Source organism: Pseudoduganella chitinolytica (genome assembly GCF_029028125.1).
In the GTDB taxonomy this organism is placed as follows: Bacteria; Pseudomonadota; Gammaproteobacteria; order Burkholderiales; family Burkholderiaceae_D; genus Rugamonas; species Rugamonas chitinolytica.
This window is the reverse complement of record NZ_CP119083.1, coordinates 5,749,356-5,771,850: the sequence shown is the minus strand read 5'-3', so window position 1 is coordinate 5,771,850 and position 22,495 is coordinate 5,749,356. Positions and strand designations below refer to the sequence as shown.

The window sequence follows — 22,495 nt, the reverse complement described above, 5'->3', positions numbered from 1 at the left end:
CCCACCAGATCACTGGTGGGCTTTTCTCGGTATAACAGCCTGACGATAACCTACTTTCACACTGGTTGCAGCACTATCATCGGCGCAAAGTCGTTTCACGGTCCTGTTCGGGATGGGAAGGGGTGGGGCCGACTTGCTATGGTCATCAGGCATGACTTGTACGTAGTCTCGTTCCCGACAGGGCAACGCGACTACTAATCTGGAAGAAGTAAGGTTGGGTAGTTCTCGTAAATCTCAAACACAGGCAAATGCTCTGTAACCGTCAAGGTTATAGGGACAAGCCGTACGGGCAATTAGTATCAGTTAGCTTAATGCATTACTGCACTTCCACACCTGACCTATCAACGTCCTGGTCTCGAACGACCCTTCAAGGAGCTCAAGGCTCCGGGAAATCTCATCTTAAGGCAAGTTTCCCGCTTAGATGCTTTCAGCGGTTATCTCTTCCGAACTTAGCTACCCGGCAATGCCACTGGCGTGACAACCGGTACACCAGAGGTTCGTCCACTCCGGTCCTCTCGTACTAGGAGCAGCCCCCTTCAAATTTCCAACGCCCACGGCAGATAGGGACCAAACTGTCTCACGACGTTTTAAACCCAGCTCACGTACCACTTTAAATGGCGAACAGCCATACCCTTGGGACCGGCTACAGCCCCAGGATGTGATGAGCCGACATCGAGGTGCCAAACTCCCCCGTCGATATGAACTCTTGGGAGGAATCAGCCTGTTATCCCCAGAGTACCTTTTATCCGTTGAGCGATGGCCCTTCCATACAGAACCACCGGATCACTATGTCCTACTTTCGTACCTGCTCGACTTGTCGGTCTCGCAGTTAAGCACGCTTATGCCATTGCACTATTAGCACGATGTCCGACCGTACCTAGCGTACCTTCGAACTCCTCCGTTACACTTTAGGAGGAGACCGCCCCAGTCAAACTGCCTACCATGCACTGTCCCCGATCCGGATTACGGACCAAGGTTAGAACCTCAAACAAACCAGGGTGGTATTTCAAGGTTGGCTCCACGAGAACTGGCGTCCCCGCTTCAAAGCCTCCCACCTATCCTACACAGATTGGTTCAAAGTCCAATGCAAAGCTACAGTAAAGGTTCATGGGGTCTTTCCGTCTAGCCGCGGGTAGATTGCATCATCACAAACACTTCAACTTCGCTGAGTCTCGGGAGGAGACAGTGTGGCCATCGTTACGCCATTCGTGCAGGTCGGAACTTACCCGACAAGGAATTTCGCTACCTTAGGACCGTTATAGTTACGGCCGCCGTTTACTGGGACTTCAATCAAGAGCTTGCACCCCATCATTTAATCTTCCAGCACCGGGCAGGCGTCACACCCTATACGTCCACTTTCGTGTTTGCAGAGTGCTGTGTTTTTATTAAACAGTCGCAGCCACCAGTTTATTGCAACCCTTTCGCCCTATCACAGTAAAGTGACCAAGCTACCGGGGCGTACCTTTTCCCGAAGTTACGGTACCAATTTGCCGAGTTCCTTCTCCCGAGTTCTCTCAAGCGCCTTAGAATACTCATCTCGCCCACCTGTGTCGGTTTGCGGTACGGTCTCGTATGACTGAAGCTTAGAGGCTTTTCTTGGAACCACTTCCGATTGCTTCGCGAACAAGTTCGCTCGTCCCGATCCCTTGAATTCCGCGCCCGGATTTGCCTAAGCGCCTTCTATGAACCAGAAACTGACTATTCCAACAGTCAGACAACCTTCCGCGATCCGTCCCCCCATCGCATCATACGACGGTGCAGGAATATTAACCTGCTTCCCATCAGCTACGCATCTCTGCCTCGCCTTAGGGGCCGACTCACCCTGCTCCGATGAACGTTGAACAGGAAACCTTGGGCTTACGGCGTGCGGGCTTTTCACCCGCATTATCGCTACTCATGTCAGCATTCGCACTTCTGATACCTCCAGCATCCTTTACAAGACACCTTCGCAGGCTTACAGAACGCTCTCCTACCATATGCTTACGCATATCCGCAGCTTCGGTGACTGGCTTAGCCCCGTTACATCTTCCGCGCAGGACGACTCGATCAGTGAGCTATTACGCTTTCTTTAAATGATGGCTGCTTCTAAGCCAACATCCTGACTGTTTTAGCCTTCCCACTTCGTTTTCCACTTAGCCAATCTTTGGGACCTTAGCTGGCGGTCTGGGTTGTTTCCCTCTTGACGCCGGACGTTAGCACCCGACGTCTGTCTCCCAAGCTCGCACTCATCGGTATTCGGAGTTTGCAATGGTTTGGTAAGTCGCGATGACCCCCTAGCCATAACAGTGCTCTACCCCCGATGGTGATACTTGAGGCACTACCTAAATAGTTTTCGGAGAGAACCAGCTATTTCCAAGTTTGTTTAGCCTTTCACCCCTACCCACAGCTCATCCCCTAATTTTTCAACATTAGTGGGTTCGGTCCTCCAGTGCGTGTTACCGCACCTTCAACCTGGCCATGGGTAGATCACTTGGTTTCGGGTCTACACCCAGCAACTAGCGCCCTGTTCGGACTCGATTTCTCTGCGGCTCCCCTATATGGTTAACCTCGCTACTGAATGTAAGTCGCTGACCCATTATACAAAAGGTACGCCGTCACGGAACAAGTCCGCTCCGACTGTTTGTATGCACACGGTTTCAGGATCTATTTCACTCCCCTCCCGGGGTTCTTTTCGCCTTTCCCTCACGGTACTGGTTCACTATCGGTCGATTACGAGTATTTAGCCTTGGAGGATGGTCCCCCCATATTCAGACAGGATTTCTCGTGTCCCGCCCTACTTGTCGTACGCTTAGTACCACCGGTCTGATTTCGTGTACGGGGCTATCACCCGCTATGGCGCCTATTTCCAGAGGCTTCCACTATCAGTCCGACTATCACGTACAGGCTCTTCCCATTTCGCTCGCCACTACTTTGGGAATCTCGGTTGATTTATTTTCCTGCAGCTACTTAGATGTTTCAGTTCGCCGCGTTCGCCTCACACACCTATGTATTCAGTGAGTGATACCCTAAAAGGGTGGGTTTCCCCATTCGGAAATCTACGGATCAAAGCTCGTTTGTCAGCTCCCCGTAGCTTATCGCAGACTACTACGTCCTTCGTCGCCTGTAATCGCCAAGGCATCCACCATGTGCACTTATTCACTTGTCCCTATAACCTTAACGGCTATCGGTTCAAGCATTTACTACTGTGTTTGATGAGTTTTACTACTACCCTAAGTGTGTGATGTCTCACACGCTTAATAAAACTTTACTTCTTCCAGATTGTTAAAGAGCGAAACAGCAGTGATCTCTAAAAGATCAAACCTAAGTCTCTAGTGACTTACGTTTGTACTTTCAACAGAAGCGATGGTGGAGGATGACGGGATCGAACCGACGACCCCCTGCTTGCAAAGCAGGTGCTCTCCCAGCTGAGCTAATCCCCCGCGGTGACAACTAAACCGTGGTGGGTCTGGTTGGGCTCGAACCAACGACCCCGCGTTATCAACACGGTGCTCTAACCAGCTGAGCTACAGACCCGCGCTTCTTGCTGTTTCTCTAACAACAGTCGATAAGTGTGAGCGTTTGATGCACGATCTTGACGATCCGTGCCAACTCTAGAAAGGAGGTGATCCAGCCGCACCTTCCGATACGGCTACCTTGTTACGACTTCACCCCAGTCACGAATCCTACCGTGGTAAGCGCCCTCCTTGCGGTTAAGCTACCTACTTCTGGTAAAACCCGCTCCCATGGTGTGACGGGCGGTGTGTACAAGACCCGGGAACGTATTCACCGCGACATGCTGATCCGCGATTACTAGCGATTCCAACTTCATGCAGTCGAGTTGCAGACTACAATCCGGACTACGATACACTTTCTGGGATTAGCTCCCCCTCGCGGGTTGGCGGCCCTCTGTATGTACCATTGTATGACGTGTGAAGCCCTACCCATAAGGGCCATGAGGACTTGACGTCATCCCCACCTTCCTCCGGTTTGTCACCGGCAGTCTCATTAGAGTGCCCTTTCGTAGCAACTAATGACAAGGGTTGCGCTCGTTGCGGGACTTAACCCAACATCTCACGACACGAGCTGACGACAGCCATGCAGCACCTGTGTGCAGGTTCTCTTTCGAGCACTCCCCGATCTCTCGGGGATTCCTGCCATGTCAAGGGTAGGTAAGGTTTTTCGCGTTGCATCGAATTAATCCACATCATCCACCGCTTGTGCGGGTCCCCGTCAATTCCTTTGAGTTTTAATCTTGCGATCGTACTCCCCAGGCGGTCTACTTCACGCGTTAGCTGCGTTACCAAGTCAATTAAGACCCGACAACTAGTAGACATCGTTTAGGGCGTGGACTACCAGGGTATCTAATCCTGTTTGCTCCCCACGCTTTCGTGCATGAGCGTCAGTTTTGACCCAGGGGGCTGCCTTCGCCATCGGTGTTCCTCCACATCTCTACGCATTTCACTGCTACACGTGGAATTCTACCCCCCTCTGCCAAACTCTAGCCTTGCAGTCTCCATCGCCATTCCCAGGTTAAGCCCGGGGATTTCACGACAGACTTACAAAACCGCCTGCGCACGCTTTACGCCCAGTAATTCCGATTAACGCTTGCACCCTACGTATTACCGCGGCTGCTGGCACGTAGTTAGCCGGTGCTTATTCTTCAGGTACCGTCATTAGATGCAGATATTAGCCACACCCGTTTCTTCCCTGACAAAAGAGCTTTACAACCCGAAGGCCTTCTTCACTCACGCGGCATTGCTGGATCAGGCTTGCGCCCATTGTCCAAAATTCCCCACTGCTGCCTCCCGTAGGAGTCTGGACCGTGTCTCAGTTCCAGTGTGGCTGGTCGTCCTCTCAGACCAGCTACTGATCGTCGCCTTGGTGAGCCTTTACCTCACCAACTAGCTAATCAGATATCGGCCGCTCCAGGAGCACAAGGCCTTGCGGTCCCCTGCTTTCATCCTTGGATCGTATGCGGTATTAGCGTAACTTTCGCTACGTTATCCCCCACTCTTGGGTACGTTCCGATATATTACTCACCCGTTCGCCACTCGTCAGCGGAGCAAGCTCCCTGTTACCGTTCGACTTGCATGTGTAAAGCATGCCGCCAGCGTTCAATCTGAGCCAGGATCAAACTCTTCAGTTCAATCTCTGTTTTATGTCATTGCTGACATGGTCACTCACTCAAGAATCTGACGTTCCTCTTGCGAGGTCACGTTTAATTACTTGTGTAAGCGTTTGATGCTATATATTTTGAGTATCGGGACCAAAGTCCCGGGCACACTCACATCAAACGCCCACACTTATCGACTGTTGATTGTTAAAGAATTCTGCCCTCAGGCGTTTGCTGCGTTCGGCGACAAAGCGTTGTGTTTGTCAGCAGCAGAGAGATGAGATTATGCGGTGTTTCATGCAGCTCGTCAACCCCTTCGATGTCGGCGCCGGAGGCGCTTCCACCACTGCCGCATCGTTTCGTTTTCACTACTACGCTGCGGCAGGGACAGAACTATAGCGAAAAGACCGCGACAGCGCAAGCCCTCCCTGTCGAAAAATCGGAGTCATCGTTCCCGGCCCAGGCACGATGGACAATGAGACGCTTAATCTGCCTGCCGCGCCGTCAGTTACCGCGGGTACACGGGTGGGTCAGGTCCAGCCTGGGGTTATAGACGGCGGTGCTGACATTCAGGAGCCCGAGCACCGAATGAAACACGTTGTCATGAGAGAAAGCCTGGGCGCTGCGCGCAGCGAGACATTGGCGATCGAAACGGAACCGCTGGCGGAAGCCGTCGGATAACCACAGCATCATTGGCACCGTGCGCTGCTCCGCGGGCGAGATGATGTAAGGCGCGCCGTGCAGGTACAGGTTGTTCTCGCCCAGCGATTCGCCATGATCGGAAAAATACAGCATCGCCGTGTCCACACTGTCCTGCGCGGCACTGGCACGCAGCAGGTCCAGCGTCCGCGCCAGGAAGTAATCCGTATACAGGATCGAGTTGTCGTAGGCATTGACGATCGACTCGCGGGAACATCGTTCCAGCTCATTTGTCCGGCAGACCGGCTCGAAACGGCTGAAGCCCGGCGGATAGCGCTTCCAGTAGGCAGGTCCATGACTGCCCTTCTGGTGCAGCACGACGACGAGATCCTTCTGCGCCGTGCGGATCATTTCGGGCAGGCCGCGCAGCAGGCGCTCGTCGAAACACTCTTCCCCATTGCACAGCGGGTCGCCCGGCACCGGCTGCGACACGTCCTCGAACCGGACGCGGTCGCACACGCCCTTGCAGCCCGAATTGTTATCGCGCCAGAGCACGTCGAATCCCGCATGCTTCAGCACATCGAGCAGGCCCTCCTGGCGGCCGGCCCGGTCTGCCGAATAGTCATCGCGCGTCAGGCCGGAGAACACACACGGAACGGAAACGGCCGTCGCGGTCCCGCACGAGCTCACATTGCGGAAGTTGATCAGCCCCGCCTGCCGTGCCAATGCCGGATTGGTCTGGCGCGCATAACCGTTCAGCGAGAAATTCATTGCCCGTGCCGTCTCGCCCACCACGATAACGGTGACGGTGCGTTTGCGCGCACCGGCGGCGGTCCATTTCGGCCCCGGCGCGGCGTCGGTCCCCAATGGCGCGATGACGACAGGGACGGACCACCTGCGCTTCAGGTAGCTGTGCGTGGCCTGGAACATATTGGTGGGTGTCAGCAGGAAGCGCAGTTCGCGGTGCTCGCGCACGGCCGGCGCCAGCACCTTGAACAGCAACAGCAGCAGGCCCGCGGCGGCCAGCAGCGACGCCGCGACCGTGCCGGTCTTCAGCAGCAGATCGCGCCGCACGGGGCGGAACGCCAGCGGCAGGTGCCACACCAGCAGCGACGGCAGGATGCCCAGCACCGTGACCGTCTGCGCCATCCTCCAACCGAGCAGCTCATGGGCTTCCCGCGGATCCGTCTCGAACACGTTCTGCACCATCGACGCATCGATGACGACGCCGTATTCGTTCATGAAGTAGCTGGCCGCGGACGCGCCCAGGAACAGCGCGATCAGCACCGGCTTGATGACAAAGCGAAAATTGAACAGCGTAAGGATGGCATTGAACAGCAGCACCAGCAGCAGGAACGCGCCCGCATGGACGGGCACCGTGTCAAAGCGCATACCGCCCGTGGCGGCAACGAACGTCTTCCAGAAACTGAGGTTATAGGCCGACACGAGGAAGACGGACGCGCCCAGTGTCAGCAAGGGCGCGCCGATGCGCGGCAGGGGGGCGATTCTCACGGCATGGACTCCAATGGACAGGGCGCCTACGATACCTATCCCTGGATGAAGAGCGCGTGAAGGCCCGGTTAAGGCCGTGTTAATTCGTCCGGAAAGTGAATCTCGAAACGCGTGCCGCCGCCGTCGCGCGCGCCCGGCACGAGCGTTGCGCCCAGGTGCGCGCAGATGCGCTGCACCAGCCCGAGCCCCAGGCCGGTGCCGGACGACCCCTTGGCCAGCGCCGGGATCGGCTCGTCATGCAGGCGCGCCCACGCCGCCGGCGGCAGCCCCGGGCCCGTATCCTCGACGACGACCGCGCGAGCCCGCAGGCTCACCTCCACTGTCCCGGACTCCGTGTACTGGCACGCATTGCGAACCAGGTTGCCGATGGCGGCCAGCACCAGCTCGCGCACGCCGTCGATCGTGAAATCCTCGCCGCCCGTATAACGCAGCGTCAGCGGCCGTCCTGTCACGAGCGGCTGGCAGCGCGCCACCTCGGCGCGCGCCAGCGCTGCCGCCGACATGTGGGCCCATTCCAGCTGGTCCGGCGAACGCGCCAGCCGCAGCAGCATGCTCGTCACGTCGGTTGCCTCGCGCGCCGCGCGGTAGATCCGTTCCGCCGGCGCGTACAACACCGGTTCGCGCTCGGTCTGCGCCATCAGCACCTCGGCCGCGCCCGCGATCACGGTCAGCGGCGTGCGCAGCTCATGGCTGACATCGCCCGTGAAGAAGCGCTCGCGATCGAGGAACTGGCGCAGCTCCGCCGTGTGACCGGCGATAGTGCGGGCCAGCAGCCCCAGTTCGTCGGCGCGCTCCTGCAGCGGCAACCGGGGCGTGCGCCCTTCCACGGCGTGCGCCAGTTCGACGATGGGATTGACGGCGAGGTTGCCGACATAGCGGCCCAGCATCAACGAACAGCCGAGGAAGCCAAGGAACGCCACCCCGAACATCGAATACACCACCAGTTCGATCTGCTCGTAGTCGCTGTCGTGATCGACCACGACAAACGGCCCCAGGCTGTCGCGCCCCTTCAGGACGTGCAGGTCGACGCCATCCACCGTGACTTCCTGCACGCCATCGGGCAGCGCACGCAGCGAGCGGGGAATGCCGGCGCCATGATGGAAGCTGATCCCGGCCGGCATCTCGACCGGCAGCTTGCCGGCGTAGCGCGGGCTGGCCCACGACGCCACCTCCTCCAGGCGCTCGTCGACCAGCCTGACCTCGATGCCTTCCACCGCCAGCGCCGCGATGACGGCAAAGAACAGCGTGGCGACGCCTGCGAACTTCAGGTAGGCGACAGAAATCCGTCGCCGCATCGACTCAGCCCTGCTCATCGGACGCTACCAGCTTGTAGCCGATCCCGGAAATCGTGCGCAGCATCGGGAATGGGTACGGCTTGTCGAGCGCCTGGCGCAGGGCGTGGATGTGCACGCGCAGCGCGTCGCTGTCGGGCGGGTTGTCCCCCCACACCTCCTGCGCCACCGCGTCGCGCGACACCACCTTGGGCGCTTCCTTCATCAGCAGCTTCAGGATCGTGTAACCGGTTTTCGTCAGCGCCAGCGGGCGGCCCGCGCGGCGCGCCTCGAACGTGCCGGTATCGAAGGTCAGCTTCCCCACCGTCAGCATGCTGCTGCCGCCATGGGTGCCGCGCGCCCGCCGCACCAGGGCCTTCAGGCGGATCTCCAGTTCGACCAGCGAGAACGGCTTGACCAGGTAGTCGTCCGCGCCGCTGTCGAAGCCCGCGACCTTGTCCTCCAAGGTGTCGCGAGCGGTCAGCATCAGTACCGGCGTGGCCTTGCGCAGTTCGCCGCGCAGCTTCTGGCACAGCTCCAGGCCGTTCAGGCCGGGCAGCATCACGTCCAGCACCACGGCGTCGTATTCGTTCTGGGCGGCCAGCGCCAGCCCGCCATAGCCATTGCCGGCGGAATCGAGCACGTAGCCCTTCGGTTCCAGGAAACCGTACAGGTTGGCGACGATGTCGGGATTGTCTTCGATGATCAGGAGGCGCATGCGCCATTATAATTCCGCTCTTTCACTCCTACCTGCCCGAGGCTGCCGCCATGACGCTTCCGACCATCCCGTCGCTGCTCGACGCCCCCGCCGGCGTGGCCGCCGCCCTGGCCCATGCCATCGACAACAAGACCAAGCCGCTCGGCAGCCTGGGACGCCTGGAAGCGCTGGCCCGGCAGGTCGGCATGATCCAGCAGAGCACGGCGCCCGAGCTGCGCGAGCCGGCCATCCTCGTCTTCGCCGGCGACCATGGCGTCGTGGCCGAGGGCGTGTCGGCCTATCCGCAGGATGTGACGTGGCAGATGGTCGAGAACTTCCTGGCCGGCGGCGCGGCCATCAACGTGTTCGCGGCGCAGAACGGCTGCGCCCTGCGCGTCGTCGACGCGGGGGTCGCCCACGACTTCGGGCCCCGCCCCGGTCTCGCCGACCGCAAGATCGCCAAGGGCACGCGCAACTTCGCCCACGAAGCCGCGATGACGGCGGACCAGTGCCGGCAAGCCCTGGCCCACGGCATGGCACTCGTGGACACCCTGCCCGGCAACGTCATCGGCTTCGGCGAAATGGGCATCGGCAACACGACGGCTGCCGCCGCGCTGATGCACAAGCTGGCCGGGATTCCGGTGGCGCAGTGCGTCGGCGCCGGCACGGGACTGACGGCCGATGGGATCCGCCGCAAGCAGCAGGTCATCGAGGCCGCAACGGCGCTGCATGCCGGCGTCGAGGCTCCCCTGGACGTGCTGGCTGCCTTCGGTGGCTTCGAGATCGCCATGATGACGGGGGCGATGCTGCGTGCGGCCGAACGCCGCATGGTGCTGCTGATCGACGGTTTCATCGTCACCAGCGCGCTGCTTGTCGCCGCGCGCCTGCAGCCGGCCATCGTCGATTACTGCGTGTTCGCGCATTGCTCCGGCGAGCAGGGCCACCGCCAGATGCTCGAAGCGCTGGGCGCGCGGCCGCTGCTGGACCTGGACCTGCGCCTGGGCGAAGGCACCGGCTGCGCGTTGGCCCTGCCCCTGCTGCACGCGGCCGTCAACTTCCTGAACCGCATGGCCACGTTCGAGTCGGCCCAGGTCAGCGAGCAGTCGGCCTGACCGTGCTGCACCAGGTCCGCCTGTTCTTCACGGCGCTGCAGTTCTTCACGCGGCTGCCGGTCCCGCGCTGGGTGGGGTTCGAGCCGGACTGGCTGCACCACGCGTCGCGCTACTTCCCCCTGGTCGGACTGGTGGTCGGCATGGGCGCCGCGCTGGTGTACTGGCTGGCCGCGCTCGTGCTGCCGGCCCCGGTCGCCGTGCTGCTGTCGACCGCGGCAGGCATCTATCTAACGGGCGCGTTCCACGAGGACGGTTTCGCCGACGCCTGCGACGGCCTCGGTGGCGGCTACACGCGCGAGCGTGTCCTGGAAATCATGAAGGACTCGCGCATCGGCGCGTACGGAGCGATCGGCATCGGCCTGCTGCTGGCCGTCAAATGCGCGGCACTGGCGCATCTGCCGCCCGCGGCCACGGTAGCCGCGCTGCTGGTGGCGCATCCGCTGTCGCGGCTCTACGCGGCAAGCCTGATCTGGCGCATGGAATATGCCCGTGCCGAGGGCAAGGCGAAGCCGCTGGCGCAGCAGATGAGCACCGGCGAATTTTTCATCGCCACGCTGTGCTGCGTGCCGCCCCTGCTGCTGGCGGGCCTGTCCGGCTGGCTGGCCTGGCCCAACCTGCTGGCGGCCCTCGTCGCCATGACGCTGGTCACGCTGTGGTTTGCCCGCAAGCTGCAGCGGCGCCTGGGCGGCTTTACGGGCGACTGCCTGGGCGCCGTGCAACAGCTGTGCGAAGCGGTGTTCTACCTGTGCGTACTGGCGGCGCCATGGCACTGATCCTCATCCGCCATCCGCGCCCGCTGGTCGCGGATGGCACCTGTTATGGCGGCAGCGACGTGCCGGTGGCGGCCGACGAGCTGGCGCGGGTGGTGCAGGCAGTGCAGCCGGTCCTGCCGGCCGCACCAGTCTTCAGCAGCCCGCTGCAGCGCTGTGCCCTGCTGGCGCGGCGCTTGTCCGACGACGTCACGTTCGACGCCGACCTGGCGGAGATGAACTTCGGCAGCTGGGAACAGCGCGCCTGGGACGACATCGCGCGCGCCGACGTCGATGCCTGGGCAGCGGACCTGCTGCACTACCGCCCGGGTGGCGGCGAGACGGTGCTCGAGGTGGCGGTCCGCGTCCGGCGCGCGCTCATGGCCCTTAGCAGTCACGGCAGCGCCATCGTCGTCTGCCACGCCGGCACGATCCGCCTGATGACCGCCCTCGCCACGGGTACCGCACTGGAACAGGCCGCATTGGCCGCGGCGGCCACGCCGCACCGGATCGCCTACGGCGCGGTCGTGCCGCTGACGCTGGAGCGGGGCTTCGGAGAGGCAGGGTAAAGCGGCTATAATGACGGGGTTCTGGTGCCCGCGTCCGTCTCTCGGACGCAGTTAAACGGGAAATGCAACGCCATGTGCCGATACCGGCACGGGCCAACGCATGCTGCCCCCGCAACGGTAAGCAGGCCGCCGCGCGCGAAGCGCGGCAGCCGTCTCAGGCAACCACTGTGCGCGGTCGATCGACCGCCATGGGAAGGTGAGACGGCCCTACCTGCCAGCCCGGATACCGGCCAGGACTCAGGTGGAAGCGTTGGCGCAACAGTGCGCGCGCTTCTGTTCCATCCGGCCTGCGGGGAAGCGGGCCGGTTGCACATATAAATACAGATCGTCATGACCTCTCCCGCAGCACCCCAGGCAGCGCGCGCCGCGCTGGCACTCGCCATTGCCGCAGCTTTCGCCGCCCCCGCCGTCGCCCAGACCACCGCCATCGACTCCGTCATCGTCACCGCCACCCGCACGCCGCAGCTGGCCAGTGAAGTCATCAGCGATACGCTGACGATTTCCGCGCAGGACATCGCCAACGCCGGCGTCGGCTCGCTGACGGAACTGCTGCAGCGCCAGCGCGGCCTGGAAGTCACCCGCAACGGCGGGCCGGGCACCAATGCCAGCGTGCTGCTGCGCGGTGCATCCGCCAACCAGAGCATCGTACTGGTGGACGGCGTGCGCATCGGATCCGTCTCGGGCGGCGCCGCCAGCTGGAACGCGATTCCCCTGTCGGCCATCGACCATATCGAGATCGTCTACGGCCCCTTGAGCACCCTGTACGGTGCGGATGCCGTGGGCGGCGTGATCCAGCTCTTCACGAAGAAAGGCAAGGGTGCACCGGCCGTGACGGCGTTCGTCGGCGCGGGCAGCGACGCGACCTACGCGGCCGATGCCGCCATCTCCGGCGGCACCGACAAGGTCAGCTACTCCCTCTCCGCAGGCAAGGAGCAGTCCGACGGTTTCTCGGCCACGCGCCGTCCTTCCGGCAGCTACAACGCCGACGACGACGGCTACCGCCGCAAGAGCGCGGCCGGCCAGGTTTCCTTCCAGGTCGCGCCCGGCCATGAAGTGGGCGGCGTCTTCCTGTACGGCGACACGACGTCCGACTACGACAGCGGCGCCACCTTCGATGCCTACAGCACGCAGGTACAAAGCAATCTCGCGGCCTATTCGCGCAACCGTATCCTGCCCGACTGGACAATGTTCGTGCAGGCCGCCAAGTCGCGCGACAAGTCGGGCTCGTACTACGCGCCGGGCCCGTACGGTGGCGGCCAGATCGACTCCACCCAGACCGTCTTCACGTGGCAGAACGACATCCGCATCGGCAGCGACAACCTGCAGCTGCTGGCCGAGCACCGCAAGGAAGCAGTGGATGGCTCGACGGATGCGCTGAACAAGGAGCGCAGCACCACCTCGTATGCGGCGACCTACAGCCTGAAGCGGGGCAATCACCTCGTCAACATCGGTGCGCGCAACGACGACAGCTCGCAGTACGGCTCGCGCAATACCGGCTCGCTGGGCTATGGCTACCGCATCAGCCAGGCGCTGCGCGTCGAGGCCAGCTACGGCACCAGCTTCCGCGCGCCGACGTTCAATGAGTTGTATTACCCAGGCTACGGCAACCAGCGCAACCGCCCCGAGAAGGGCCGCAATGCCGAAGTGGGGCTGCACTACAGCGACGGCACGACGGAACTGGGCGCCGTGTACTACCATAACAAGCTGACCGACCTGCTGGTCAACACGACGCCATGTCCGTTCCCGAGCACGCCGGAGCATGACTATAGCTGGGGCTGCGCCTACAACGTCAACAAGGGCCTGCTGGAAGGCCTGACGTTGAGCGCGCGGCGCACGTTCGGTGCCTTCACGGTCAGCGCCGATGCCGACTTCCAGGACCCGCGCGACGAAACGACCGGCAAGCGCCTGCAACGCCGGGCCAAGCGTCACGCCAACCTGAACGTGGAATACGTCAACGGGCCGCTGACGGGCGGCGTCGAGTGGCACCTGTCGTCGGCCCGCTTCGACGACGCGGCCAACCGCAACACGCTGGGCGGCTATGGCATCGTGAACCTGTACGCGACGTACCAGTTCGCGCGCGACTGGTCGGCGCTGATCCGCTGGAACAACGTCGCGGGCCGCGCGTATGAGCTGGCACGCTACTACCCGACGGGTGGCTCGACGGCGTTTGCCGGCATCCGCTACGGCTTCAAGTAACGGTGTCCCTGCCGGGCGCGTCCCGGCAGGGCCGAACGATCCAGGCACCCATGCACCCAACCTCCGCCAACTTGCGCAACCGTGCCGGCATCGTCGTTGCCGGCCTGCTGCTGGCCTCCATCGGCAGCGTGCTGTTCGCGGGGATGACGGGTTCCGTATCGATTCCCCTGGCCGACATGCCCGGAGCAATCGACGAACTGCTGCATCGCCGCGCGGATTCGCTGGCCGCGACGCTGCTGGACCTGCGGGCAAGTCGCGCGCTGACCGCCTTCGTCACCGGCGCGGCGCTGTCGCTGGCCGGCGTCATGATGCAGGCGCTGCTGCGCAATCCGTTGGCCGACCCCTACGTGCTGGGCATTTCCTCCGGCTCGGCCGTGGGCGCGCTGGCGGCCATCATGGCGGCCAGCGCCGCCTGGGTCGTCGACGCGGCCGCCTTTGCCGGCGCCGTCGTCATCTCGATGCTGCTGTACCTGCTGGCGCGGCGCGACCTGCGCGGCGGCAGCGCGGCCGAGGGCGGCACCGCCCTGCTGCTGTTGACGGGCGTGATCCTGTCGTCGGCCGGCTCCGCCTTGATCTCGCTGATGCTGGCCATCGCCGCGGACAACCAGGTACGCGGCATGGTGTTCTGGCTGATCGGCGATCTGTCCGGCGCACCATTGCGCCTGCTGCCCTGGCTCGTGCTGGGTGCGGGCCTGCTGTTCGCGCTGCGCTCGGCACGCTCGCTCAACGTGCTGGCCCTGCATGCCGAAGCGGCACAGACGCTGGGCATTCGCGTCGGCGCGCTGCGCAAGGGCCTGTTCTTCTGTTCCGGCTTGCTGACGGCGAGCGCCGTCACGACCGCCGGCAGCGTGGGTTTCGTGGGCCTGATCGTGCCGCATGCGTGCCGCTTCGCGTTCGGTCCCGATCACCGCGTGCTGATCCCGGCGGCCACGCTGGCCGGCGGCGCCTACCTGGTGCTGGCGGACACGCTGGCGCGCACCATTATCGCGCCGCAGCAGCTGCCGGTCGGCGTGATCACGGCGCTGATCGGCACTCCCGTCTTCCTCTATCAGCTGCACCGCTTGCGCAAATGAAGATCGCCACCGAACGCCTGCAACTGCGCATCGGCGCCCGTACCCTGGTCCAGGACCTGGACTGGCAGGTGCGCGATGGCGAATGCTGGAGCATCATCGGCCGCAACGGGGCCGGCAAGAGCACGCTGATGCGCACCCTGGCTGGCCTGCATGAACCGGATGGCGGCCGCGTGCTCCTGGACGGCCGGGCATTGCGCGATTGGCCATTGGAAGCGCTGGCGCGCCAGCGCGCGTTCCTGGCCCAGTCGCGCAGCGACGCGTTTGCGTACACTGTCATCGAGACGGTGCTGTCGGCGCGCCATCCCTACCACGCCAACAGCTACTGGGAAAACAGCGACGACCACCAGGTCGCGCTGCGCTCCCTGGCTGCGATGGAGGTAGCCGATCTGGCGGCGCGCGACGTGCGCACCTTGTCCGGCGGCGAGCGCCAGCGCGTCGCGATTGCCGCGCTGCTGGCCCAGGACACGCCGCTGTTGCTGCTGGACGAACCGGCCAACGCGCTGGACCTGGCGCACCAGGTCAGCGTGATGGGCCTGCTGGCCAGACTGTGCCGAGAGCAGCGCAAGACAGTGGTCATGATCGGCCACGACCTGAGCCTGGCCCACGGCATCTCGACGCACGCCCTGCTGCTGATGGGCGACGGCCGCTGGCTGGCGGGCAGCCGCGACGACGTCATGCAGGCCCCGATCCTCAGCGACTACCTGCAGCACCCCATCGACGCCGTGGCACACGGCAGTCGCACCATCTTCATTCCCCGCGAGGCATAGCCATGAACGAACCGACCCTGGAACAAACCGCCGCGCTGAACGAGCGCCACCGCGCCCGCATGGAGCGCAAGAAGGCCATCGTCGACGCAAAGATCGCCGCGGCCGACAAGGAAATCGGCATCATCGTCGTCAACACCGGCAACGGCAAGGGCAAGAGCTCGAGCGGCTTCGGCATGGTGGCGCGCGCGCTGGGCCATGGCATGAAGGTCGGCGTCGTCCAGTTCATCAAGGGCGCCATGTCGACGGGAGAGGAAAAGTTCCTGCGCCGCTTCCCCGACGAAGTGAGCTTCCATGCGATGGGCGAAGGCTATACGTGGGACACCCAGGACCGCGTCCGCGATACCGAAAAGGCGCACGCCGCATGGGCGCAGGCCAAGGCCTTCCTCGCCGATCCGGCCTATGGCATGGTGCTGCTGGACGAATTGAACATCGCACTGAAGTACCGCTACCTGGACGTGGAGACCGTCATCGCCGACCTGCTGGAGCGACCGGCCATGCAGCACGTCGTCATCACCGGCCGCGGCGCGCCGCCCGAACTGGTCGACATCGCCGACACGGTCACGGAAATGAACGTCGTCAAGCACGCGTTCAAGGCCGGCATCGCCGCGCAAGCGGGCACGGAGTTCTGATGGCTGCGCGCGCCGTCCTGATCGCCGCCGTGTCCTCGGGCCAGGGCAAGACCACCGTCACGGCCGCGCTGGCGCGCAAGCTGGCGCAGGCCGGCCAGCGCGTGCGCGTGTTCAAATGCGGCCCCGACTTCATCGACCCGATGGTGCTGCGCCGCGCCAGCGGTGCGCCGGTCGAAACGCTGGACTTGTGGATGGTCGGCCGCGAACGCTGCCACCAGCTACTGGCCCAGGCCGCAGCGGAGGCCGACGCGATTTTGATCGAAGGCGTAATGGGCCTGTACGACGGCACGCCATCGGCGGCCGACCTGGCGCGCGAGTTCGGCGTGCCGGTGCTGGCCGTGATCGATGCGGGCGCGATGGCGCAGACAGCCGGTGCCCTGGTGCACGGCCTGCGCGACTACGGCCCCGTCGAGATGGCCGGCGTCATCGCCAACCGCGTCGGCAGCGCCGGCCACGCGGCCATGGTGCAGGCATCGCTGCGCGGCATTCCGCTGTTCGGCACCCTGCCCAAGCAGGGCCGCTCGCTGCCGGAACGGCACCTGGGCCTCGTGCTGCCCGACGAAGTGGCGGGCATCGACGACCTGCTGGACGAACTGGCCGCGCAGCTGACATTCGACCTCGATGCCTGGACCGCGCTGCCCGCGACAACGTTCGACACGCCGGCACCCCAGGCATCGCTGCAGCCCATGCTGGCCGGTCGCACCATCGCCATCGCGCGCGACGAGGCGTTCCTGTTCGTCTACCACGCCAATACGGAGCTGTTGCGCCAGCTGGGCGCGCACATCGTGTACTTTGCCCCGCTGAACGACGAGCCGGTACCCGCCGACGCGGATGCCGTCTACCTGCCCGGCGGCTACCCGGAACTGCACTGCGAACGGCTGGCCGGCGCCGCCCGCTGGCGCGCATCGATCCAGGCGGCGCACGCGGCGGGCAAGCCGATCGTGGCGGAATGCGGCGGCATGATGGCCCTGGCTGAAGGGCTGGCCGACGGCGCCGGCCAGGACTGGCCAATGGCGGGACTGCTGCCGGGCCGCGTCACCGTGCAGAAAAAACTGGCCGGCCTGGGACCGCAGGCGCTGGCGACACCGCAAGGTATCCTGCGCGGCCATACCTTCCACTACTCCCGGCTGGACACGGATGCCCCGGTCGCCACGCACACGAGCAAGAATCCCTCCGGCGCGCAAGGGGAAGCGGTGTATCGCGTCGGGTCGCTGACGGCGTCGTACTTCCATAGCTATTTTCCGTCCAATCCGGCGGCTGTCGCGGCGCTGTTCTCGCGGAGCGACGCATGACGCGCACGCTGGTATTGGGTGGCGCCCGCTCCGGCAAGAGCGCCCATGCGGAGCGCCTGGCGGCGCAGGCGGGCAAGGAGGTGATCTACATCGCCACCGCCGGTGCCGGCGATGGCGAGATGGCGCAGCGCATTGCGCTGCACCGCGCACAACGTCCCGCGCACTGGACGACGGTGGAGGAAAAGCTCGCGCTGCCGCAGGCGCTTGCGACGTGGCGCGCACCGCACCGCGTGGTCCTGGTGGACTGCCTGACGCTCTGGCTCAGCAACCTGCTGTTCGACGGCGGCGCCGACTATCCGGACGTCGGCGCGATCGAACTGCCGTCGCGCTTCCATGCCGAGCGGACCGCGCTGCTGGCGGAGCTCACCCAGCCGCGGGGCGACGTCATCTTCGTCGCCAATGAAGTCGGCATGGGCATCGTGCCGTACGGCGCCATCACGCGTGCTTACGCGGACGAAGCGGGCCGCCTGAACCAGGCAGTCGCCGCACTGTGCGACCGCGCCGTCTTCGTCGCGGCCGGCCTGCCGCTGGTATTGAAGGGTGAGCCGTGCTGAGTGGCCTGTCCTGGCCTGTCGTCGCGGGATTGCTGCTGGCCGGCGTCTTCCTTGACCTGCTGCTGGGCGAGGCGCGCCGCTTCCACCCGCTGGTCGGCTTCGGCAACCTAGCCACGTTCGTACAACGCCGCCTGAACTGCGGTGCCGGCCGCCTGTGGCGCGGCATGCTGGCATGGTCGCTTGTCGTGCTGCCGCCCACCTTACTGGCGGCCTGGCTGTGCAGCGTCTCCGGCTGGGCGGGGCTGGCCGCGCATGCGTTGCTGCTGTACCTGTGCATCGGCTTGCGCAGCCTGCGTGAACACAACCTGCCGATCGCCGCCGCGCTGCGCGCGGGCGACCTGCCGCGCGCGCGCTACCTGACATCGATGATCGTCAGCCGCGACACGGCGCGCGCCACCGAGGCGGACCTGGCCAAGGCCAGCACCGAGTCGCTGCTGGAGAACGGCAACGATGCCGTGTTCGGCACGCTGTTCTGGTTTGCCGTCGCCGGCGGCCCGGGCGCCGTGCTGTTCAGGCTTGCCAACACGCTGGATGCGATGTGGGGTTACCGCAATGAGCGCTTCCTGTACTTTGGCCGTGCCGCCGCCCGCATCGACGATGCGCTGAACTATGTGCCGGCGCGGCTGACGGCGCTGTCGTACGTGCTGCTGGCGCCCACGCTGGCCGGCAAGCGCCGCGCGTGGCAGTGCTGGCGCACCCAGGCACCGGCATGGAGCAGCCCGAATGCCGGTCCGGTGATGTCCAGCGGCGCCGGGGCCCTGTGCCTGGCGTTGGGCGGGGCGGCGGTGTATGACGGAGTCGTCGAGCAGCGCCCGCCGCTGGGCGGCGGCACGCCGGCGCACGCAGCCGACATCGTGCGGGCGTGGCGTCTCGTGCTGCACACCACGGTCCTGTGGCTGGCCTGCGCCGGCCTTGCCGCATTGGGAGCGCACCATGCCTGAACATGGCGGCAACCTGCGCGACGCGCGGCGGCTGTACGGCCGCACCGATTGGATCGACCTGTCCGCCGGCCTCAATCCGGACTGGTATCCCGCGCCGGCACTGGCGGACAATGCGTGGCACCGGCTGCCCGAGCCCGACCCGGCCCTGGTCGAAGCCGCGTGTTCGTACTACGGCGCGCCGCACATGCTGGCCGTGGCCGGCACGCAGGCGGCCATCCAGGCGCTGCCGCGCTTGCGCGCGCCGTCGCGCATCGTCATCGCCGCGCCGTCGTATGCGGAGCATGCGCATCACTGGGCGCTGCACGGCCACACGGCCACCCAGGTCGCGTACGACGCCCTGGCCGCTGCGGTGGATCGCTGCGACGTGCTGGTCGTCTGCAATCCGAACAACCCGACCGGTGCCACCGTGCCCCGCGCGCTGTTGCTGGACTGGGCTGGCACGCTGGCCGAGCGCGGCGGCTGGCTCGTCGTCGACGAGGCGTTCGGCGATACGGATGGCGCCAACAGTGTGGCGGACTGCACCGACCGCCCGGGCCTGATCGTGCTGCGCTCGGTCGGCAAGTTCTTTGGCCTGGCCGGCGTGCGGCTCGGGTTCGTCGCGGCGCAGCCTGCATTGCTGGACGCGCTGGACGAACTGCTGGGCCCTTGGCAGGTCAGCGGTCCGGCCCAGCAGGTCGGCAAGGCCGCGCTGCTGGACCGCGCCTGGCAGCGCGCAACGCATGCCGCACTCCTGCTGGCAGGGCAACGCCTGCGCACCCTGCTGGCGGCACACGGTGTCGACAGCACCGGGACCGCGCTGTTCCAATGGTGGCCGGAAGCGCGCCCCGAACTGTTTCACGAGCATATGGCACGGCGCGGCATCTGGGTGCGGCTGTTCCGCACGGGGCCACGCGGCATCCGCCTCGGCCTGCCGCCCGACGAGGCAGCATGGACGCGGCTCGCCACCGCATTGAACGAATGGACAAGGGAGTCGAAATGAAGAAGCTGGTCTTGCTGGCAGCGTTGCTGGCGCCCGTGGCGGTGCATGCCGCGATCGCCGTGCGCGACGACGACGGCCAACTGGTGGCGCTGGCCAAGCCCGCGCAGCGCGTGATCTCCATGGCGCCGCACGTTACCGAACTGCTGTTCGCGGCCGGGGGCGGCGACCGCATCGTCGGCGCCGTGGATTTCAGCGACTATCCGGAAGCGGCCAAGGCGATTCCACGCGTGGGCAGCAACCGCGAAGTGGACCTGGAGCGCGTCATCGCGCTCAAGCCCGACCTGATCGTCGTCTGGCGCCATGGCAGCTCGGAGCGGCAGATCGACATGCTGCGCAAGTTGAACGTGCCGCTGTACCACAGCGAACCCAAAAAGCTCGATGCCATTGCCGACAACGTGGCCAACATGGGCAAGCTGCTGGGCACGGAGAAAACCGCGGATGCCGCGGCGCAGGACCTGCGGCGCCAGCTGGCCTCGCTGCGGGCACGCTACGCGGGCCGTCCGCCGGTACGTACCTTCTACCAGGTGTGGGACAAGCCGCTGTACACACTGAACGGCGCGCACATCGTCAGCGACGCATTGAAGGTGTGCGGCGGCGAGAACATCTTCGCCAGCCAGAAGGTGACGGCGCCCGTCGTCAGCATCGAGGCGGTGCTGCAGGCCGACCCGGAAGCGGTGTTCAGCACGGCCGAGAAGGAACAGGGCGGCGCCGGCATGTGGCGGCAGTACCCGAACATGAAGGCCACGCGCCAGGGCAACCTGTTCACCATCGACGGCCACCTCGTCAACCGTGCCGGACCGCGCATGGTGCAGGGAACGGTGTCGCTGTGCGAAGCCCTGGAAACGGCGCGACAGCGGCGCAGGAACTGAATTTTTGACGCCTGACCGGAGGCGGCGCCGCGGCGCCGAAAGACAAGACCATGCCATTCCCCTACTCCACGCTGATGGTGCAAGGCACCACGTCCGATGCCGGTAAGAGCACCGTCGTCGCGGCCCTGTGCCGGCTGCTGAAACGCCAGGGCGTCGCGGTGGCGCCATTCAAGCCGCAGAACATGGCGCTGAACAGCGCCGTCACGGCCGACGGCGGCGAAATCGGCCGCGCTCAGGCGCTGCAGGCCATCGCCGCCGGTGTGCCGCCGCACACGGACATGAACCCGGTGCTGCTCAAGCCTTCCAGCGACACAGGCGCCCAGGTCATCATCCATGGCAAGGTGCGCGCCGAGATGAACGCGCGCGACTATCACCAGTACAAGACCGTCGCCATGGCGGCCGTGCTGGAATCGCATGCGCGCCTCTTGCGCCAGTACGAGGCCGTGATCGTCGAAGGCGCCGGCAGCCCGGCCGAGATCAACCTGCGCGACCGTGACATCGCCAACATGGGATTCGCCGAAGCGGTCGACTGCCCCGTCGTGCTGGTGGCCGACATCGACCGGGGCGGCGTGTTCGCCCATATCGTCGGCACGCTGGCCTGCCTGTCGGACAGCGAGCGGCAGCGCATCGTGGGCTTCGTCATCAACCGCTTCCGCGGCGATATCAAGTTGCTGGAGCCGGGCCTGGAATGGCTGGAACGGCAAACGGGCAAGCCCGTGCTGGCCGTGCTGCCCTACCTGCACGGCCTGTTCCTCGACGCGGAGGATGCCGTGCAAGCGGTACAGGCCGAGCGCGGTGCATTCCGCGTCGTCGTGCCCAGCTTGCCCCGGATGAGCAATCACACGGACTTCGATGCGCTGCGCGCGCACCCCGACGTGGACCTGCGCTTCATCCGCGCGGGCGAGCCGGTGCCGCCGGCCGACCTGATCGTCCTCCCGGGCAGCAAGAACACGCGTGGCGACCTGGCCTGGCTCATGGCGCAGGGCTGGCCGGAACGCATTGCCCGCCACCTGCGCTATGGCGGCAAGGTGATCGGCATCTGCGGCGGCTTCCAGATGCTGGGACTCACCGTACGCGATCCATATGGCGTGGAAGGGGCGGCCGGCGAAACGGCGGGTCTCGGCCTGCTGGACATGGTGACCATCCTGACGACCGAGAAGCGCCTGGAGCAGGTGCAAGGGCGCTGCACGTTCGCCGACGCCGGCGTGTCGGGCTACGAGATCCATATGGGCGTGTCGACCGGCGACGCGCTCGACCGCCCGGTGTTCACCATCGATGGCCGGCCCGAAGGGGCGCGTTCGTTCGACGACCAGGTGCTGGGCACCTACCTGCACGGCTTGTTCGACACGCCCCAGGCCTGCCACGCGTTGCTGCGCTGGGCCGGCCTGGATTCGGAGCGGACGGTCGACACGGCCGCGCTGCGCGAGGCCAGCCTGGAGCGCCTCGCCGATGCGACGGCGCCTTTGATGGAACGCCTGCTCTCCCTGAAGTAGCGACGACGCCAAGGGCGGCTTCGCCTTTTGCCGGTTTATGCAACAATCGGGCGGTTGCTGA

General features: G+C 64.5%; 16 protein-coding genes, 2 tRNA genes, 3 rRNA genes and 1 riboswitch. Of the genes, 13 read left to right on the top strand and 8 right to left on the bottom strand.

The genetic code is table 11. From position 1 onward, the window contains the following. Positions 1 to 37: 37 nt before the first annotated feature. The 8 genes from rrf to PX653_RS25715 form a co-directional block, all read right to left on the bottom strand. Positions 38 to 150 (bottom strand): 5S ribosomal RNA (gene rrf / locus PX653_RS25750). A gap of 122 nt (positions 151 to 272) precedes the next feature. Further along, positions 273 to 3,145 (bottom strand): 23S ribosomal RNA (locus tag PX653_RS25745). A gap of 198 nt (positions 3,146 to 3,343) precedes the next feature. Further along, positions 3,344 to 3,419, bottom strand: a tRNA-Ala gene (locus PX653_RS25740). 18 nt (positions 3,420 to 3,437) lie between these two features. Then, positions 3,438 to 3,513, bottom strand: a tRNA-Ile gene (locus PX653_RS25735). A gap of 81 nt (positions 3,514 to 3,594) precedes the next feature. After that, a 16S ribosomal RNA gene (locus PX653_RS25730) occupies positions 3,595 to 5,125 on the bottom strand. Together the 16S, 23S and 5S rRNA genes with 2 tRNA genes alongside form the textbook arrangement of a ribosomal RNA operon. Positions 5,126 to 5,596: 471 nt before the next feature. Beyond that, entirely contained in the window at positions 5,597 to 7,243 is a 1,647-nt protein-coding gene (locus tag PX653_RS25725; RefSeq protein WP_277415481.1) for a phosphoethanolamine transferase, read from the bottom strand. A gap of 68 nt (positions 7,244 to 7,311) precedes the next feature. Further along, positions 7,312 to 8,556, bottom strand: coding sequence for a sensor histidine kinase (locus PX653_RS25720; RefSeq protein WP_277415480.1), 1,245 nt, complete (start codon positions 8,554 to 8,556; stop codon positions 7,312 to 7,314). Next, positions 8,543 to 9,232 (bottom strand): response regulator transcription factor, encoded by a 690-nt coding sequence (locus PX653_RS25715; protein ID WP_277415479.1) that lies wholly within the window; start codon positions 9,230 to 9,232, stop codon positions 8,543 to 8,545. Before PX653_RS25715 ends, PX653_RS25720 begins: the two co-directional genes overlap by 14 nt. A gap of 50 nt (positions 9,233 to 9,282) precedes the next feature. On the opposite strand from PX653_RS25715, the gene cobT reads away from it, so the two are divergent. The 13 genes from cobT (at position 9,283) to PX653_RS25650 (ending at position 22,434) form a co-directional block, all read left to right on the top strand. Continuing rightward, on the top strand, positions 9,283 to 10,323 hold the full coding sequence (gene cobT / locus PX653_RS25710; RefSeq protein WP_277415478.1) for a nicotinate-nucleotide--dimethylbenzimidazole phosphoribosyltransferase: 1,041 nt from the start codon (positions 9,283 to 9,285) through the stop codon (positions 10,321 to 10,323). Positions 10,324 to 10,328: 5 nt separating this feature from the next. After that, complete coding sequence (locus PX653_RS25705) at positions 10,329 to 11,096, top strand: adenosylcobinamide-GDP ribazoletransferase (RefSeq protein WP_277418656.1); 768 nt, start codon at positions 10,329 to 10,331, stop codon at positions 11,094 to 11,096. After that, positions 11,087 to 11,641, top strand: a complete 555-nt coding sequence (locus tag PX653_RS25700; protein WP_277415477.1) for a histidine phosphatase family protein — start codon at positions 11,087 to 11,089, stop codon at positions 11,639 to 11,641. Before PX653_RS25705 ends, PX653_RS25700 begins: the two co-directional genes overlap by 10 nt. Before the next feature lie 5 nt (positions 11,642 to 11,646). Then, positions 11,647 to 11,890, top strand: a riboswitch (cobalamin riboswitch). An 81-nt stretch (positions 11,891 to 11,971) separates the two neighbouring features. Next, positions 11,972 to 13,837, top strand: a complete 1,866-nt coding sequence (locus PX653_RS25695; protein WP_277415476.1) for a TonB-dependent receptor domain-containing protein — start codon at positions 11,972 to 11,974, stop codon at positions 13,835 to 13,837. 50 nt (positions 13,838 to 13,887) lie between these two features. Further along, complete coding sequence (locus PX653_RS25690; RefSeq protein ID WP_277415475.1) at positions 13,888 to 14,910, top strand: FecCD family ABC transporter permease; 1,023 nt, start codon at positions 13,888 to 13,890, stop codon at positions 14,908 to 14,910. Further along, entirely contained in the window at positions 14,907 to 15,677 is a 771-nt protein-coding gene (locus tag PX653_RS25685) for an ABC transporter ATP-binding protein (protein ID WP_277415474.1), read from the top strand. The genes PX653_RS25690 and PX653_RS25685 overlap by 4 nt, the downstream gene beginning before the upstream one ends. Before the next feature lie 2 nt (positions 15,678 to 15,679). Then, on the top strand, positions 15,680 to 16,306 hold the full coding sequence (cobO, locus tag PX653_RS25680; RefSeq protein ID WP_277415473.1) for a cob(I)yrinic acid a,c-diamide adenosyltransferase: 627 nt from the start codon (positions 15,680 to 15,682) through the stop codon (positions 16,304 to 16,306). Further along, positions 16,306 to 17,598, top strand: coding sequence for a cobyrinic acid a,c-diamide synthase CobB (locus tag PX653_RS25675; RefSeq protein WP_277415472.1), 1,293 nt, complete (start codon positions 16,306 to 16,308; stop codon positions 17,596 to 17,598). The genes cobO and PX653_RS25675 overlap by 1 nt, the downstream gene beginning before the upstream one ends. Then, positions 17,595 to 18,152: a bifunctional adenosylcobinamide kinase/adenosylcobinamide-phosphate guanylyltransferase gene (cobU, locus tag PX653_RS25670; RefSeq protein WP_277415471.1), complete on the top strand. Its 558-nt coding sequence runs from the start codon at positions 17,595 to 17,597 to the stop codon at positions 18,150 to 18,152. The genes PX653_RS25675 and cobU overlap by 4 nt, the downstream gene beginning before the upstream one ends. Continuing rightward, the gene (gene cbiB / locus PX653_RS25665) at positions 18,146 to 19,093 is read left to right on the top strand and encodes an adenosylcobinamide-phosphate synthase CbiB (RefSeq protein ID WP_277415470.1); all 948 of its coding nucleotides are present in this window, start codon (positions 18,146 to 18,148) and stop codon (positions 19,091 to 19,093) included. Before cobU ends, cbiB begins: the two co-directional genes overlap by 7 nt. After that, positions 19,086 to 20,072 (top strand): threonine-phosphate decarboxylase CobD, encoded by a 987-nt coding sequence (cobD, locus tag PX653_RS25660; RefSeq protein WP_277415469.1) that lies wholly within the window; start codon positions 19,086 to 19,088, stop codon positions 20,070 to 20,072. The genes cbiB and cobD overlap by 8 nt, the downstream gene beginning before the upstream one ends. Next, positions 20,069 to 20,941: a cobalamin-binding protein gene (locus tag PX653_RS25655; protein ID WP_277415468.1), complete on the top strand. Its 873-nt coding sequence runs from the start codon at positions 20,069 to 20,071 to the stop codon at positions 20,939 to 20,941. Before cobD ends, PX653_RS25655 begins: the two co-directional genes overlap by 4 nt. A 50-nt stretch (positions 20,942 to 20,991) precedes the next feature. After that, a complete protein-coding gene (locus PX653_RS25650; protein ID WP_277415467.1) occupies positions 20,992 to 22,434 on the top strand; it encodes a cobyric acid synthase in 1,443 nt (480 codons plus the stop codon). Positions 22,435 to 22,495 lie beyond the last annotated feature (61 nt).

Bases quoted from the DNA above. Each gene is read 5' to 3' on its own strand.
- PX653_RS25720 (WP_277415480.1), bottom strand. From the start codon at position 8,556: ATGAGCAGGGCTGAGTCGATGCGGCGACGGATTTCTGTCGCCTACCTG.
- PX653_RS25715 (WP_277415479.1), bottom strand. From the start codon at position 9,232: ATGCGCCTCCTGATCATCGAAGACAATCCCGACATCGTCGCCAACCTG.
- cobT (WP_277415478.1), top strand. From the start codon at position 9,283: ATGACGCTTCCGACCATCCCGTCGCTGCTCGACGCCCCCGCCGGCGTG.
- PX653_RS25700 (WP_277415477.1), top strand. From the start codon at position 11,087: ATGGCACTGATCCTCATCCGCCATCCGCGCCCGCTGGTCGCGGATGGC.
- PX653_RS25695 (WP_277415476.1), top strand. From the start codon at position 11,972: ATGACCTCTCCCGCAGCACCCCAGGCAGCGCGCGCCGCGCTGGCACTC.
- PX653_RS25690 (WP_277415475.1), top strand. From the start codon at position 13,888: ATGCACCCAACCTCCGCCAACTTGCGCAACCGTGCCGGCATCGTCGTT.
- PX653_RS25685 (WP_277415474.1), top strand. From the start codon at position 14,907: ATGAAGATCGCCACCGAACGCCTGCAACTGCGCATCGGCGCCCGTACC.
- cobO (WP_277415473.1), top strand. From the start codon at position 15,680: ATGAACGAACCGACCCTGGAACAAACCGCCGCGCTGAACGAGCGCCAC.
- PX653_RS25675 (WP_277415472.1), top strand. From the start codon at position 16,306: ATGGCTGCGCGCGCCGTCCTGATCGCCGCCGTGTCCTCGGGCCAGGGC.
- cobU (WP_277415471.1), top strand. From the start codon at position 17,595: ATGACGCGCACGCTGGTATTGGGTGGCGCCCGCTCCGGCAAGAGCGCC.
- cobD (WP_277415469.1), top strand. From the start codon at position 19,086: ATGCCTGAACATGGCGGCAACCTGCGCGACGCGCGGCGGCTGTACGGC.
- PX653_RS25655 (WP_277415468.1), top strand. From the start codon at position 20,069: ATGAAGAAGCTGGTCTTGCTGGCAGCGTTGCTGGCGCCCGTGGCGGTG.
- PX653_RS25650 (WP_277415467.1), top strand. From the start codon at position 20,992: ATGCCATTCCCCTACTCCACGCTGATGGTGCAAGGCACCACGTCCGAT.